This is a genomic window from Mycobacterium sp. Root265, from assembly GCF_001428895.1.
Lineage (GTDB): Bacteria > Actinomycetota > Actinomycetes > Mycobacteriales > Mycobacteriaceae > Mycobacterium.
Window position 1 is genome coordinate 287,579 of sequence record NZ_LMJA01000002.1, and the last position, 15,227, is coordinate 302,805.

At 68.8% G+C, this 15,227-nt stretch carries 10 protein-coding genes; 5 read left to right on the top strand and 5 right to left on the bottom strand.

Annotation, left to right across the window (positions count from 1 at the left end):
• Positions 1–5: 5 nt before the first annotated feature.
• Together ASE48_RS04665 and ASE48_RS04670 are read right to left on the bottom strand one after the other, a co-directional pair.
• A complete protein-coding gene (locus ASE48_RS04665) occupies positions 6–3,428 on the bottom strand; it encodes a TM0106 family RecB-like putative nuclease (protein ID WP_057165848.1) in 3,423 nt (1,140 codons plus the stop codon).
• Positions 3,429–3,479: 51 nt separating this feature from the next.
• On the bottom strand, positions 3,480–3,992 hold the full coding sequence (locus ASE48_RS04670) for an LppP/LprE family lipoprotein (RefSeq protein WP_057165849.1): 513 nt from the start codon (positions 3,990–3,992) through the stop codon (positions 3,480–3,482).
• Between the two features lie 126 nt (positions 3,993–4,118).
• Here ASE48_RS04670 and ASE48_RS04675 point away from each other — a divergent pair, with 126 nt between their 5' ends.
• Genes ASE48_RS04675 through ASE48_RS04685 form a run of 3 tightly spaced genes read left to right on the top strand, consistent with a single transcriptional unit; the run spans position 4,119 to position 7,762 of the window.
• On the top strand, positions 4,119–5,810 hold the full coding sequence (locus ASE48_RS04675; protein WP_057165850.1) for a DEAD/DEAH box helicase: 1,692 nt from the start codon (positions 4,119–4,121) through the stop codon (positions 5,808–5,810).
• Positions 5,807–6,991, top strand: coding sequence for an acyltransferase family protein (locus tag ASE48_RS04680; protein WP_057165851.1), 1,185 nt, complete (start codon positions 5,807–5,809; stop codon positions 6,989–6,991). Before ASE48_RS04675 ends, ASE48_RS04680 begins: the two co-directional genes overlap by 4 nt.
• 57 nt (positions 6,992–7,048) lie before the next feature.
• Entirely contained in the window at positions 7,049–7,762 is a 714-nt protein-coding gene (locus tag ASE48_RS04685) for a siderophore-interacting protein (RefSeq protein WP_057165852.1), read from the top strand.
• Here ASE48_RS04685 and ASE48_RS04690 read toward each other — a convergent pair.
• The 3 genes from ASE48_RS04690 to ASE48_RS04700 are packed head-to-tail and all read right to left on the bottom strand — an operon-like array spanning position 7,747 to position 10,742.
• On the bottom strand, positions 7,747–8,322 hold the full coding sequence (locus ASE48_RS04690; protein ID WP_057165853.1) for a TetR/AcrR family transcriptional regulator: 576 nt from the start codon (positions 8,320–8,322) through the stop codon (positions 7,747–7,749). The two genes, ASE48_RS04685 and ASE48_RS04690, sit on opposite strands and share 16 nt — an antisense overlap.
• Positions 8,322–9,557 carry a cytochrome P450 gene (locus ASE48_RS04695; RefSeq protein WP_057165854.1) on the bottom strand — a complete coding sequence of 412 codons (1,236 nt, stop codon included), beginning with the start codon at positions 9,555–9,557 and terminating at the stop codon, positions 8,322–8,324. Before ASE48_RS04695 ends, ASE48_RS04690 begins: the two co-directional genes overlap by 1 nt.
• Positions 9,558–9,581: 24 nt before the next feature.
• Entirely contained in the window at positions 9,582–10,742 is a 1,161-nt protein-coding gene (locus ASE48_RS04700) for a hypothetical protein (protein ID WP_057165855.1), read from the bottom strand.
• 170 nt (positions 10,743–10,912) lie between these two features.
• Between ASE48_RS04700 and ASE48_RS04705 the strand changes: the two genes are divergently transcribed.
• Together ASE48_RS04705 and ASE48_RS04710 are read left to right on the top strand one after the other, a co-directional pair.
• Positions 10,913–13,480 (top strand): ABC transporter ATP-binding protein/permease, encoded by a 2,568-nt coding sequence (locus ASE48_RS04705; protein WP_057165856.1) that lies wholly within the window; start codon positions 10,913–10,915, stop codon positions 13,478–13,480.
• Positions 13,477–15,216 (top strand): ABC transporter ATP-binding protein, encoded by a 1,740-nt coding sequence (locus ASE48_RS04710; RefSeq protein ID WP_057165857.1) that lies wholly within the window; start codon positions 13,477–13,479, stop codon positions 15,214–15,216. Before ASE48_RS04705 ends, ASE48_RS04710 begins: the two co-directional genes overlap by 4 nt.
• The last annotated feature ends 11 nt before the right edge of the window (positions 15,217–15,227 follow it).

Below are 15,227 nucleotides of genomic sequence, written 5' to 3' on the forward strand. Positions count from 1 at the left end.
TTCGGTCACCCCGTGGGTGTATCACATGCGGTGAGGGCGAGGAACGCGCCGAGGTCGATCAGCCCGTCCGGCTGCCCCGGCAGGTAGTCGGTCAGCCGCGCCGAACGCACCATCACCGCCGCGTACTTGGCGCGGCTGATCGCCACGTTCAGCCGATTCCTGTTGAGCAGGAAGCCGATACCGCGGGGCACATCGTCGATCGAGGACGCCGTCATCGACACGAACACCACCGGGGCCTGCCGGCCCTGGAACTTGTCGACGGTGCCGACCTGCACCTCGGACAGTCCCGCCGCGTCGAGGCGCCTGCGCAGCAGCACCACCTGGGCGTTGTAGGGCGTCACGACCAGGATGTGCTGCGGACCCAGCGCGACGGTGCCATCCTCGTCGGTCCACGCGGCGCCCAGCAGCGCGCCGATCTCGTCGATGATCGCGTCGGCCTCTTCGGGGCTCTCGGTCGAGTTGCCGGTGTGCCCGACGGCCAGCACCCGCACCCCGGGTACGACCCCATCGAGGCGCCGCGCCGCACTGACCTTCTCGTAGGCGAGCAGCCGGCCGTCATAGGACAGCCGCGACACCGGCCGGCACACATCCGGATGCATCCGGTAGGACACCTCCAGGAAATACCCGCGCTCCGGCGGCAGCGTGTGGTGGCCTTCCACCAGCCAGCCCAGCGCGGATTCGTTGACCGGTTCGGGGTGGGTGCCCTGACTGACCTGGGGTAGCTGCTGCGGATCCCCGAGCAGCAGCAGGTTGCGCGCGGCGGAAGCCACCGCGATGGTGTTGGCGAGGTTGAACTGGCCGGCTTCCTCGACGACCAGCAGATCGAGGCTCTGCCGCGGCACCCGCGCGTCGTTGGCGAAATCCCATGCGGTGCCGCCGATCACGGAGCCGCCGTCCTCGGCGATGAAGGCCGGGTAGTCCTTCTCGGCGATCTGGGTCCAGGCCACACCCTCGCGGGCCTTCTTCTTGCCGACCCGCTGCGGGTCGGCCCCGGCGGCGACCACACCGTCGAGCAGGTTCTCCACCACGGCATGTGATTGCGCGACCACGCCGACCCGCCACCGGTGCTCGGCGACGAGGCGCGCGATCACCGCGGCCGAGGTGAAGGTCTTTCCCGTCCCGGGCGGGCCGTGCACCGCCAGATACGACGAATCGAGGTCGAGCAGTGCGGCGGTGATGGCGTCGGCGTTCCCGGCCGGGGTGGCCGGCCGCGGCAGCGGATCCCCGCTGACGGTCCGCGGCGGTCTGCGCAACAGCACATCGGTCACCGCATCGGCAGGCAGGGCGGGCAGCCCGGCGGCCACCAAAGCCGCTGTGGCATCGATGGACTCCTGTAGCGGCCGGGTGTTGATCGGCGGGCCCGGAGCCAGCGCGAACGGCAACTGGTCGAAGACGTCCCCCTCCTTGGGCTGCCGCTCGCAGACGATGACGGCGGTGGGCACCTCCGGGTCATCACATTCGAGCACCGCCACCGACCCGAAGGCGCGGCGATCCGGATCATCGGCCAGCCCCTCGGGCGCGGGCGGGTCGTAGAGCGCGTACATGTCATGGGCGAGTTCACCGTTGGCCAGCTCTCCGGTCAACCGGACATGCCGTTGTGGCTTACGCGCCCGGGGCGGCTGGTGCCAGTCGGTGACGACCTCGGCCGTGTCGGCGACGAACACGCCGGTGTTGTCCGACCATTCGTCGACCGGATTGTTCACGCGATCGAAGTGGCTCCACCAGAACGGTTTGTCCTCCCTCTTGTGAAACCCCCGGGCCGCCGCCACCATCGCGACGGCGGTCTGCTCGACGCTGCGTTCCTCGACACCGTCGCCGGCGAACTTCATCAGCTTGCGGTTCAGATCGTCGGCGATCTCGGCGGTGGTCCCGGTTTCGTCGGCGCGCACCGGCTGTGGGCCACGCGGCGGCACCTCCGATTCGATGGCCCTGGCCACCAGCCAGTCCCGCAGCCGTCGGGTCGAACGGCAGTCGTAGCGGTTGTAATCCTCGATCTCCTTGAGCACCACCTCCGCGTCATCGGTGCGGCCCTGGTCCTGCAGTGCGCAGAACTTTGCGTACTGGGTGATGGAATCGGTGGCGGTGGTGACCTCGCCGCTGCGTAGCTCGTTGCCCATGTAGAGCGGTTCGAGGTATTTGATGCTGTAGCTCTCGGCGCCGACCCGAATGCTCTTGCGCACCAACGGATAGAGGTCGACGAGCACGCCGTTGCGCAGCAGGTCGTCGACCGCGTTCTCGCCGACGCCGTAGCGTCCGGCCAGTCGCAACAGGGTGCTCTTCTCGTAGGCCGCGTAATGGTAGACGTGCATCTTGGGGTAGCGCTTGCGCCGTTTGCGCACCATCTCCAGGAAATCCACGAGCGCCTGACGTTCGCTGGCCCGGTCGTGGGCCCAGTACGGGGTGAACTCATCGGTGACGGTCAGGACACCCCAGAGGTATTCCAGGCCCCAGTCCCGGCCGTTGGTGGTCCACAGCGGGTCGCCCTCGAAATCGAAGAACAGATCACCCTTGTCGGCGTCGGGCAGCACCATCAGCGGCTGCGGATCGACCACCTCGAAAGGCGGCTTGCCGTCGATCCGCTCGGCGACCTGCAGCCGGGCCTGCCCGGTCAGCGCGGCGACGGTGCGTTTGGACAGTTCGGGAACGGGCCCGTCATGGGCGGCGAGTTCGTGCACGGTGCTGATGCCGGCGTCGATGAGCCGGGCGCGCTGGCTGGTCCGCATGCCCGCGACCAGCAGCAGGTCGTCGGACTCCTTGACCTGGACGCTGCATTCGGGGCAGCGGAAGCAGGCCCGCACGCCGTCGTCGGCCCAGGTGACCGGGACGCCACCGGCTAAATGCGTGTCGAGCAGTCGCTGCAGGGCATCGCGGCGCGGCAGGTAGACCGGCAGCAGTTCGTCGACGCGGTAGCTGGAGACCGCGCCGTTACCGAGTAGCAGGTCGACCTCCTCGGCGACCGGGACGCCCGCGGTGGCCAGCGCGTCGGCGTAGGCCGCCAACTGCAGCAGCGCCTCGACCTTCACCGAGCGGGCCAGCTTGGTGTCGCGCAGCCGGTAGCGCGAGCCGTCGAAGGTGAGGAAGTCGGCGAACCCGGCGAACCTGCCGTCGAACATGGCGGCCTGATAGATGGCCGGATCGCGCCGCCGGACGGCGGCCATCGTGTGCTCGGCGGCCGCGGTGAGACCGGACACCGTGTAGGCGGGCCTGCCGATCACGGTGACCTCGGTGTCCTCGCGGATCTCGGCGAGGTGGCGCTGCTCGTGCTCGTGACCGAGGTCGGCAGTGCGGGCGAGCAGGTCGTCGTCGGTGGAGACGCGCGGTCCCCAACCCAGGTGAGCGTCGAAGGAGCGCAGCAGCGCGTATTCGCAACGCGCAGCGGCCGCGAGGTCGGAGGCGCTGTAGATGACACGATCCTCAGCGACGAACACGGACCCAGGCTAGGGGAGAGCTCCGACACACGTGCTGCGGGCGGGGCGGTGTCAGCCGGTGTTGCCGATCAGTTCCACACCGTTGCCGTTCCAGCGGAATCGCACGACGCTGTCGAGCCCGGGCACGCCGCCGGTGAACTTCAGGGCGATGGTGTCGCCGGTGCTGATGGTCTGGTCGATGTCGTTGAACCCGTAGGTGTCGGGCACCCCGGTCGGGATGAACTTGCCGAGATGGAACATCACCGCGCGGGTGTTGGCATTCTCCGCATTGGTGTTGGCCTTGACGATCACCACTGACAGCGGCGCGCACTCGTTGTAGTTGCCCGCCAACGGTTCCGGGCTCCACGGCTGGTTGCTGCGCGGATCCTTGGGCAGTGCGGACACGGCCCGGGCGATCTCGGGGGCTGCCAGGTTCACCGCGCACGGATCTGGCGCCGCGGTCGCGGTGGGCGGGGGCGGTGTCGCGGGCGCGGCGACGGTCGGGCTCGCCGGCGCCGCCGCCGTCGGGCGGTCGTCGGGGGTCTTGGAGACGGTGGAATCACTGGACCCGCAGGCGGCCAGCATCAGGGCCAGAATGGGGGCGGCTGCCAGAACTGGAGCTCTCAACGCAAGCACCTCACAAGATCGAACCGTACCCGTGACGGCCATCCGTCCGGCCGACGCCCGGTCACGCTCTAGACTGCTCTTGAAATGACGTCGCCTGATGAACCCACCCCCACTGCCGAGCTGACCTTCGCTGACCTGCAAATTCACCCTTCGGTGCTGCAGGCCGTCACCGACGTCGGCTACGAGTCGCCGTCGGCGATCCAGGCCGCCACCATCCCGGCCATGCTGGCCGGCTCCGATGTGGTCGGCCTTGCCCAGACCGGAACGGGGAAGACCGCGGCTTTCGCGATCCCCATCCTGTCCAAGATCGACCCGACCAGCAGGCACACCCAGGCCCTGGTGCTGGCACCCACCCGTGAGCTGGCGCTGCAGGTCGCCGAGGCATTCGGGCGCTACGGCCAGCACCTGCCCGGCATCAACGTGCTGCCCATCTACGGTGGGTCGTCCTACGGTCCGCAGCTGGCCGGGCTCAAGCGCGGGGCACAGGTCGTGGTCGGTACCCCGGGCCGGGTGATCGATCACCTGGAGAAGGGCCGCCTGGACCTCTCGCACCTGGACTACCTGGTGCTCGACGAGGCCGACGAGATGCTGCAGATGGGGTTCGCCGAGGATGTCGAGCGCATCCTCTCCGATACTCCCGAATACAAGCAGGTGGCGTTGTTCTCGGCGACCATGCCGCCGGCCATCCGCAAGATCACCAGCAAGTACCTGCAGGACGCCGTCGAGGTGGCCGTCAAGGCGAAGACCGCGACCGCGGAGAACATCACCCAGCGGTTCATCCAGGTCGACGGCCGCCGCAAGATGGACGCGCTGACCCGGGTTCTCGAGGTCGAAGAATTCGACGCGATGATCATCTTCGTCCGCACCAAGCAGGCCACCGAGGAGGTCGCCGAGAAGCTGCGGGCACGCGGGTTCTCCGCGGCCGCGATCAACGGTGACATCGCCCAGGCGCAGCGCGAGCGCACCATCGCCAACCTCAAGGCGGGCGGCGCCAAGGGCATCGACATCCTGGTGGCCACCGACGTGGCCGCCCGCGGCCTGGACGTCGATCGCATCACCTATGTGCTCAACTACGACATCCCGCACGACCCGGAGTCCTATGTGCACCGCATCGGCCGCACCGGCCGCGCGGGCCGCTCCGGCACCGCGCTGCTGTTCGTGTCCCCGCGGGAACGCCATCTGCTCAAGTCGATCGAGCGGATCAGCCGGCAGAAGCTGATCGAGATCGAACTGCCCAGTGTCGACGACGTCAACGCCCAGCGGGTGGCGAAATTCAACGACTCGATCAGCGACGCGCTCAATGCGCCGGGGATCGAACTGTTCCGCAGGCTCATCGAGGACTACGAGCGCGACCACGATGTGCCGATCGCCGATATCGCCGCCGCGCTGGCGCTGGAGTCACGGGACGGCGAGGCCTTCCTGATGACCGAGCCGCCGCCGGAGAAGCGCCGCGAGCGCGAGGAACGCGCGCCGCGCGAGGACGGGCCGGGGCGCAAGAAGCACAGCACCCGCAGCGATCTGGCGACCTACCGCATCGCGGTCGGCAAGCGGCACAAGGTCATGCCCGGTGCCATCGTCGGCGCCATTGCCAACGAGGGCGGCCTGCACCGCAGCGACTTCGGCCACATCTCCATCAAGGTCGATCACTCGCTGGTGGAACTGCCCGCCAACCTGCCCGGCAAGGTCTACAAGGCGCTGGAGAACACCCGCATCCAGGGCATCCTGATCAACCTGCAACCGGAACGGAGCAGCAAGCCCCGTCGCAAGGACTCGTGACGGCGCAACAACAAGCCCAGGGTGGTCTGGAGTCCGTCTCGACCACCGATCGGGTAGCTGCGCTCACCGGTGTCCGTGCCGTCGCCGCCCTGCTGGTGGTGCTCACCCACGCCGCGTACACCACGGGGAAGTACCCGCAGGGCTACACGGGCCTGGCGCTGTCCCGCGCCGAGATCGGCGTGCCGATCTTCTTCGTGCTCTCCGGTTTCCTGCTGTTCCGGCCCTGGGTGAAGGCCGCCGCCTCTGGTTCCGCACCGCCATCGGTGCGCCGGTACGCCTGGCACCGGGTGCGCCGGATCATGCCCGCCTATGCGGTCACCGTGCTGGCCGCCTACGCGCTGTACCACTTCCGGCAGGCCGGACCGAACCCCGGCCACACCTGGGAAGGGTTGCTGCGCAACCTTTCTCTGACCCAGATCTACGCCGACAACTACGTCTACCGGTTCCTGCATCAGGGCCTCACCCAGATGTGGAGCCTGGCGGTCGAGGCCGCGTTCTACGTGGCGCTGCCCGCGCTGGCCTGGCTGCTGCTCGTCCTGCTGTGCCGGCGCAGGTGGCGCCCGGCGCTGCTGTACCTGGGGCTCGCGGTGTTGTTCGCGGTCAGCCCGGCCTGGCTGACACTGGTGCACACCACCGATTTCCTGCCCGACGGCGCCCGACTGTGGCTGCCGACGTATCTGGCCTGGTTCGTCGGTGGGATGCTGCTGGCGGTGCTGGAAGCCCGGGGTGCTCGGGCGTACGCGCTGGTGTGCATCCCGTTGGCGGTGGTCAGTTATTTCATCGCCTCGACCCCGATCGCGGGGGAGCCGACCACCTCACCGGCGCTGCTGAGCGAGGCCATCGTCAAGACGATCTTCTACGCGGGCATCGCCACGCTGGTGGTGGCGCCGCTGGCGCTGCCGGGACCCACCCGGGCCGGGGACCGTTGGGGCGAGCGGAGCGACGGGGAAAAGGCCGGCTGGTATTCGCGGATTCTGGCCAGCAGGCCGATGGTGTTCCTCGGCGAGATCTCCTATGAGATCTTCCTGATCCACCTTGTCATCATGGAACTGGTGATGGTCGAGATCCTGCGCGACCCCGTCTACACCGGATCGATGACGGCGCTGTTCCTCGGCACCATGGTGGCGACCGTCCCGCTGGCCTGGTTGCTGCACCGCTTCACCCGGGTACGCGATCGCTAGCGACCTCCTCGGCATTAACTTAGGGTAAGCTAACCTAAGTTGAACCGAGGAGGGGTGATGATCGATCTCAAGCCGCAACGCGGTATCGAGGGCGTGCTGGTCAAACTGTGGCGGGGCGGCGACTATGAACTCACGGTCACCGGCCGCACGGAGATCACCCCGAACTTCCTGCGCCTGCACTTCACCGGCCCCGAACTGCTCACCGAGCGTTCGATCCACCCGACGATGTGGGTCCGCGGCTGGTTCCCGGACGGCTCGCGTTCACATCAGCGCGGCTACACCCTGGTCAATCCGGATCCCGAGGCCGGCACCGTCGACATCGACTTCGCCATGCACGAGGGGGTCGCCACGCGCTGGGCGCGCGAGGCGCAGCCCGGTGACACCCTGGAGGTGACGGTGCTGGGCAGCGATTTCGCCGTGCCGGAACCGGCGCCGGCCGGGTACGTCATCGTCGGCGACACCGCGTCGCTGCCGGCCATCAACTCCCTGCTGGAGGCGATCGGCGATGCCCCCGCGCAGGTGTTCCTGGAGTCCTCGCATGACGATGATCGCGAATTGCCCACCGGCAGAGCCGATGTGACGTGGGTGGACCGCACGGACGACGGTGGCGCGCTGGTCGACGCGGTGACCGCGGCGGCTTTCGATGCGCCGGACCATTTCGGCTGGGTGGCCTGTGACAACCGGACCACCCGGGCGGTCGCCCGGGTGCTGCGCGACGACTACAAGATCCCGCGCAAAGCGGTGAAGGCCCGTGCCTACTGGGCGGCCTGAGGCGCCGCCGCCACCAGTGGCACCACGAAGGTCTCGAGCATCACGCGTTCGTCGGCGGCATCGTGGCCGGGGAATTGCAGCAGCGAGATCAGTACCCGCACCAGCCAGCGCGCGCGCATCTCGACGTCGGTCTGATCGCCCATCGAGGCCAGGAACCCCTGCACCAGGGCTTTGATCACCTCCGAGCGTTCGGCCATCTCGCCACCGATCGGGCGGGCGGTGCTGGCGAACCATGAAGCGAGCGCCGGGGTTTCACGCACCCGCTGCAGCGCGGCCAGTGCACCTTCGATGACCCTCTGCTGCGGATCGGTCACCCCGGTCAGTCGTTCGCCGATCTCACCGAACAGCCGATGGGTCTCCCGGTGTACGTAGGCGGTGTAGAGCACGTCCCGGTTCTCGAAGTAGCGGTACAGCGTGGCACGCGAACAGCCTGCAGCGCGGGCGATCTCGTTCATCCCCACCGCCGCGGCATCGTGCTCGGTGAACAGGTCCTCGGCGGCGTCCAGGATGCGTTCGGCGGCGGCTTCGGTGCGTCGCTCGGCCAGCCAGTCGGTACCCATCAGGTCACTGTAAAGGGCACCGACAGCGGGCGTCGCACATAGCCGCCGCCGGCCCACACGACGTTGTCCTCGTCGACCTCGAAATCCGGTATGCGGGTAAGCAGTTCCTCCAGCGCGACGCGCGACTGCATGCGGGCGGCCGCCGCGCCCAGGCAGTGGTGCGCGCCGTGGCTGAAGGTCAGGATGTTGCGCGGCTTGCGGGTGATGTCGAGTTCGGCGGCATCCGGGCCGTACTGGCGTTCGTCACGATTGCCGGAGCCGTACAACAGCAGCACCCGGCGCCCGGCCGGAATGGTGGTCTCGGCGACGGTGACATCGCGGGTGACGGTGCGGGCCAGGCCCTGTACCGGCGAGGTGAGCCGCAGGAACTCGTCGACGGAATCCGGGATCAGGTCTGGGTTTTCGACCAGCATGCGGCGCTGCCCGGGGTTGCGGTGCAGCAGTTGCACCGATCCGCCCAGCATCCCGGTCGTGGTGTCATTACCTCCGGTCACCATCGTGAAGGTGAACGCCAGGATGGACAACACGCCGGCGATGTCACCGTCGGCGCCCACACCGGCGGCGACCAGATGCGACACGGTGTCGTCGGCCGGTTCGACGCGCCGGCGCTCGATGAGCGCGGTGAAGTACGCCATCATCCCGCCGAGGGCATCGCCGAGGGTTTCCAGCGCCCCGCCGATACCGCCCTCGGAGGTATTGGCCGCCACGATCGCATCGGTCCAGCCGTCGAACTGGCCGCGGTCCTCCTCGGGCACACCCAGGTAGTGCGCCACCACCATGGACGGCAGCGGTTTGAACAGTTCCGCCACGATGTCCCCGCCGCCGTTCGCACGCAACCCCTCGATGCGTTCGATGACGTACTCGCGGACCTTGGGCTCCACGGACTCCACCTGCCGTGGGGTGAACCCGCGCGAGACGAGCTTGCGGAACTCGGTGTGCACCGGCGGATCCTGCATCACCATGGGCGGATTGTCGGCCAGGCCGATCATCTCCAGCTCGCCGTAGTTGACGGTGAGACCCTGCGCGGAGGAGAAGGTCTGATGGTCGCGCGCGGCGGTGAAGATGTCGGCGTGCCGGGACATCACGTAGTAGTCGCCGGCCGGATCCGGTGTCGCGACGTGATGCACCGGGTCGTGATCGCGCAGCGCGCGGTACATGCCGAATGGGTCCGGCCAGCTTTCTGGGGTGCCGAGCTGGAACACGGCCGGCGCTCCATGAGACAGATCTGTTGTCATGTCTCATGACTACGACAAATGAAGCTAACTGTCAAGGGTGCGTAGTCGCGTGGCGCCGCAGCGCGACAGCGGACCCGCGGACCCATTCCGCTGGTCCGACAGGGATCGCGCACCGTGCACCGCAGCGCACGCGAGCTCCTGGCGATCGCCGGCCGAGGCGAGCCGCGCCGGACTGCCCAGCGACACCTCGCGACGCTGCAGCGGCGCACTCCCGGTGAGGACCAGGACGACCGCGAAACCGTCGTGATCACCTGTCGTCGTGGTGGGGTTGTTGTAGGCATTTTCCAGTGGTACGAGCCCGCCGTAGGTGGCCTGGCCGCCCGAGATCAGCGCCGTCGCCAGCGCATCGCGCGCCTCGTTGGACGACACATAAACGTGGCCGGGCAGCAGTCCGGTGAAGCCGACCTGCTCGGTGCTGAAGGCGCCGCTCCAGACGAAGCCGGCGTCGGTCTGGATCGGGTCGGGCCCGAAGAACCGGCCGTGATCGTTGCGGAACAGGAAGAAATTGTCGGAGTAGGCCAGCAGCGGACCCTTGGGCTTCTGCCCGTAGGTCACCCCGTCGATGTTGCCGCGGAATCCGCCGCTGTGCAGGGGCTGCGCAGGAAACCGGGAGCGCAGCATCGCATTGTTGAGTCCACGGTTGGCCTGCGCGCTCGTCGTCGAATGCGGGTCGACAATGATGACGTTGACGGTCTCCAGCAACTTCTTGCCGCCGTAGCGTTTGCCGCCCCAATCCGCGATCTGGCCGTTCATCTTCAGCATCCACTTGCCGATATCCCCGAAGGGGGTGGTGACGGCATCCGCTGGTGTGGGAGCCGGGGGATCGGCGATGGCCGCGGTCGCCGGTTCGTCTGATTCCGGTTCGGCCAGCGCGGTCGCTGCGCGGGATGGTGCGGCGGGCGCCGTCCGTGCGCGGCGCGATTCGTTCCCATCCCCCGGGCCGGCGGACCCCGCGGTGGCCGTCAGGCTGCGGCGCACGCCGGGCTTGGTGGTCGAGGCGTGGGTGGCCGCGGGTCTGCTGGTCGAGGGGGAGGCCGAGCTGTCGGCCGACGTGCCGCCCCCGGCGGGGCTGTCCGCGTAGGCGATGCCGGTGCCGCCGGCAATGCCCGCGCCGATACCGAGGGCCACCGCCAACGATCCGATGAAACCAACCCGCACCGAGGTGCCGCGCCCGCCTATGGCCATATCGATCACCCTCCCCGCGGGGAGCCTATCCGGGTTTTCCGTCGCAGGAATGGCTGTTGAGCAAAGATTCGGCGGCGGACGACCGGTCACCGGGGGCACCACCCGCGAACCGGGTAAGGCTAGCCTTAGCCCAGATGTTTGCAGTACCCGAGACGGGGAGGAGATCGCCGATGGCCCGCGGATTCCAGGGCGTGATGATGCGCGGTTTCGGCGCGCGTGACCACGAGGTCACCGTGCTGGGCACCGAGCGGCTCGCGCCGCACTGCCTGCGGATCCGGATGGTGTCGCCCACGGTGTTCGAGGACGCGAACGCCGACCCGACGTCCTGGCTGCGATTCTGGTTCCCCGACCCCGAGGGCAGCGACACCGAATTCCAGCGGGCCTACACGATCTCGGAGTCCGACCCCGAGACCGGACACTTCGCGGTGGATGTGGTGCTGCACGAACCGGCCGGGCCCGCCTCGACATGGGCGGCCACCGTGGAGCCCGGCACCACCATCGCGGTGATGGTGATGGGATCCAAGGGGTTCTCGGTGCCCGAGGCCGTCGAGGACCGGCCGGCCGGTTACCTGCTCATCGGAGACGCGGCCTCACAGCCCGCCATCAATGGCATCATCGGCGCTGTCCCGCACGACATCCCGATCGAGCTCTACCTCGAGCAGCACCATGACGACGATGCGCTGATTCCGCTCGCCGAGCACCCGCGGCTGACCGTGCACCGGATCGCCCATCGGGACGCGGAGTCCCTGGCGGCCGCCGTCGAGTCCCGTGACTGGTCCAACTGGTACGCCTGGGCCGGGCCGGAAGCCGGTGTCCTCAAACACCTGCGCACCCGGTTGCGGGACGAGTTCGGCTTCCCCAAGCAGGAGATCCACGCCCAGGCGTACTGGACCGAGGGTCGCGCCATGGGCAGCAAACGTGGCGATGACACACCGGCCGTTCCCACACCCCAGCCCAAAGCCGCACCCGCCGCCGCACCCGCCGTCGTCGCCCCGACGGGTACCTGGCGGGCACAGGCGGCCGGCCGGCTGCTGGCCCCGCTGAAGAACACACTGATCATCTCCGGTGTGCTGCAGGCCCTGATCACCCTGATCGAACTCGCACCGTTCGTGCTGCTGGTCGAACTGGCCCGGCTGCTGCTCATCGGCGCGGACTCCGACCAGCTGTGGGACCTCGGCATCGCCGCGGTCGCGCTGCTGGGCACCGGGACCTTCCTGACCGCCGCACTGGCGCTGTGGCTGCACCGCGTGGACGCGCACTTCGCCCGCGAACTCCGCGGACAGCTCCTGACCAAGATGTCGCGGCTTCCTTTGGGCTGGTTCACCGCCCGCGGATCCGGGTCCATCAAACAGCTGGTCCAGGACGACACCCTCTCGCTGCACTACCTGATCACCCATGCCATCCCCGACGCGGTCGCGGCGGTGATCGCCCCCGTCGCGGTGCTGGTCTATCTGTTCGTCGTCGACTGGCGTATCGCGCTGGCGCTGTTCGGTCCGGTGCTGGCCTACCTGGTGCTGATGTCGGTCATGTCCATCCAGTCGGGCAGCAAGATCGTCGCCGCCCCCCGCTGGGCGGAGCGGATGAACGGCGAAGCCGGGGCCTATCTGGAAGGCCAGCCGGTGGTGCGTATCTTCGGCGGTGCCGCCTCGTCGAGCTTCCGCAACCGGCTCGACGACTACATCGGCTTCCTGGTCGACTGGCAGCGACCCTTCGTCGGCAAGAAGACCCTGATGGATCTGGTCACCCGGCCCACCACCTTCCTCTGGCTGATCATGATCGTGGGCACCCCGCTGGTGGTGAGCGGCCGGATGGACCCGGTGAACCTGCTGCCGTTCCTGTTGCTGGGCACCACCTTCGGGGCCCGGCTGCTCGGCATCGGCTACGGGCTCGGCGGCATCCAGGGCGGCATGCTGGCCGCCCGGCGGGTCCAGAGCGTGCTCGACGAACCCGAGCTGACGGTGCGCGAGGGCTCCGCACCCGGCACGGCCGACGGCACCGTGGTCTTCTCCGGTGTCACCTTCGGGTACCGCCCCGAGGTGCCCGTCATCAAGAACGTCAGCCTGACGCTGCGTCCGGGCACGGTGGCCGCGCTGGTCGGTCCGTCGGGTTCGGGCAAGTCCACCCTGGCCGCGCTGCTGGCACGGTTCCACGATGTGCAGCAGGGGGCCATCAGCGTCGGCGGCGCGGACATCCGGACCTTGTCCGCCGACGAGTTGTACCGCCGAATCGGCTTCGTACTCCAGGAAACTCAGCTGGTGCACGGCAGCGCCGCCGAGAACATCGCACTGGCACAACCGGATGCCGGCGTCGAGGCGATCACCGCGGCCGCCCGGGACGCCCAGATCCACGAACGCATCGAACGGCTGCCCGACGGGTACGACACCGTGCTCGGCGCGGCCGCCGGTCTGTCCGGTGGTGAGCGTCAACGGCTGACCATCGCGCGGGCCATCCTCGCCGACACCCCGGTGCTGATCCTCGACGAGGCCACCGCCTTCGCCGACCCGGAATCGGAATACCTTGTCCAGCAGGCACTGAACCGGTTGACCAGGGACCGCACGGTGCTGGTCATCGCGCACCGCCTGCACACCATCACACACGCCGATCAGATCGTCGTGCTCGACGACGGTGAGATCGCCGAGACCGGCACCCACGAGGATCTGCTTGCCGCCGGTGGCCGGTACCGGGCGCTCTGGGATTCCGGCCGATCGGTCACCGCGGGACAGGAGGCGACCCGATGATCCGCACCCTGCTGGCGCTCATCCCCGGAGACCGGCGCGGCCGGGTCTGGCTGTACACCGTGCTCGCCATTTTCTCGGTGCTGCTGCGCGCGGTCGGTGTCGTGCTGCTGGTGCCCTTGGTGGCAGCACTGTTCAGCGACACCCCGGCCGACGCGTGGCCGTGGCTGGGCTGGCTCACGGCGCTGACGGTGACCGGCTGGGTGGTCGACACCACCACCGCGCGACTGGGCTTCGACATCGGCTTCGCGGTGCTCGACGGCACCCAGCACGATATGGCCGACCGGCTGCCGAACATCAAGCTGGACTGGCTGACTCACGAGAACACCGCCACCGCCCGGCAGGCGATCGCGGCGACCGGTCCCGAACTCGTCGGCCTGGTGGTGAATCTGTTGACCCCGCTGATCGGTGCGGTGCTGTTACCCGCGGCCATCGCGGTGGCGCTGCTGGCGGTGTCGGTCCCGCTCGGACTGGCGGCTCTCGCCGGGGTGATGATCCTGCTCGGTGCGTTGTGGCTGGCCGGACGGCTGAGCAGGACCGCGGACCGGGTTGCGGGGGAGGCCAATTCGGCGTTCACCGAACGCATCATCGAGTTCGCCCGGACCCAGCAGGCGTTGCGTGCGGCCCGTCGCGTCGAACCGGCCCGCAGCCTGGTCGGCACGGCGCTGGAGTCTCAGCACGGCGCCAGTCTGCGGCTGCTGACCATGCAGATCCCCGGGCAGGTGCTGTTCAGCCTGGCCAGCCAGCTCGCGCTCATCGTGTTCGCCGCGGCGACCACCATGTTGACGATGCGCGGGGATCTCACTGTCCCGGAAGCCATTGCGCTGATCGTCGTCATCGCCCGCTATCTGGAACCCTTCGCCGTGCTCAGCGAACTGTCCGGGGCGCTGGAGTCCACTCGCGCGACGCTGGCGAGGATTCAGCAGGTGCTCGACGCACCCACCCGCTCGGCCGGTACCGCCGCGCTCACCGATGCCGGTGGGTCACCGCGGATCGTCTTCGACGACGTCACGTTCAGCTACGGGGGTGAACCGGTGCTGCAAGACCTCAGCTTCGCGCTGGAACCCGGCACCACGACGGCCATCGTCGGACCCTCCGGATCGGGAAAGAGCACCATCCTCGGGCTGATCGCCGGACTGCACGAGCCCGACCGGGGCCACGTGCTGTTCGGAGATGTCGACCTGGCCACCGTGGGACCCGAGGCCCGCCGCGCCGCGGTGAGCGTGGTCTTTCAGCACCCCTACCTGTTCGACGGGTCGCTGCGCGACAACATCCTCGTCGGTGACCCGGGCGCCGATGCCGACACGTTGGCCGGCGCCACCCGGCTGGCCCGGGTGGACGAGTTGTCCGCCCGGTTGCCCGACGGGGAGCAGACCGCGGTCGGGGAGGCCGGGTCGGCGCTGTCCGGCGGTGAGCGTCAACGCGTCAGCATTGCCCGCGCGCTGGTCAAACCGGCCCCGGTCCTGCTGGTCGACGAGGCCACCAGCGCGCTGGACACCGAGAACGAAGCGGCCGTCGTCGACGCACTCACCGCCGACCTGCGCCCGCGCACCCGGGTGATCGTCGCGCACCGGCTGGCCAGCATCCGGCACGCCGACCGGGTGCTGTTCGTCGACGGAGGTCGCATCGTCGAGGACGGCACCATCGACGAACTGCTGGCCGAGGGGGGCCCGCACCACCGGTTCCGGGAGTTCTGGAGTCAGCAGCACGCCGCGGCCGACTGGCAGATCACCGTCTGAACCGACTCGAA

What these genes read in the sequence shown, in the direction of transcription:
- ASE48_RS04690 (WP_057165853.1), bottom strand. Translation starts at nt 8,322, where the DNA reads ATGGGTACCGACTGGCTGGCCGAGCGACGCACCGAAGCCGCCGCCGAA.
- ASE48_RS04695 (WP_057165854.1), bottom strand. Translation starts at nt 9,557, where the DNA reads ATGACAACAGATCTGTCTCATGGAGCGCCGGCCGTGTTCCAGCTCGGC.
- ASE48_RS04685 (WP_057165852.1), top strand. Translation starts at nt 7,049, where the DNA reads ATGATCGATCTCAAGCCGCAACGCGGTATCGAGGGCGTGCTGGTCAAA.
- ASE48_RS04705 (WP_057165856.1), top strand. Translation starts at nt 10,913, where the DNA reads ATGGCCCGCGGATTCCAGGGCGTGATGATGCGCGGTTTCGGCGCGCGT.
- ASE48_RS04700 (WP_057165855.1), bottom strand. Translation starts at nt 10,742, where the DNA reads ATGGCCATAGGCGGGCGCGGCACCTCGGTGCGGGTTGGTTTCATCGGA.
- ASE48_RS04675 (WP_057165850.1), top strand. Translation starts at nt 4,119, where the DNA reads ATGACGTCGCCTGATGAACCCACCCCCACTGCCGAGCTGACCTTCGCT.
- ASE48_RS04710 (WP_057165857.1), top strand. Translation starts at nt 13,477, where the DNA reads ATGATCCGCACCCTGCTGGCGCTCATCCCCGGAGACCGGCGCGGCCGG.
- ASE48_RS04670 (WP_057165849.1), bottom strand. Translation starts at nt 3,992, where the DNA reads ATGCTGGCCGCCTGCGGGTCCAGTGATTCCACCGTCTCCAAGACCCCC.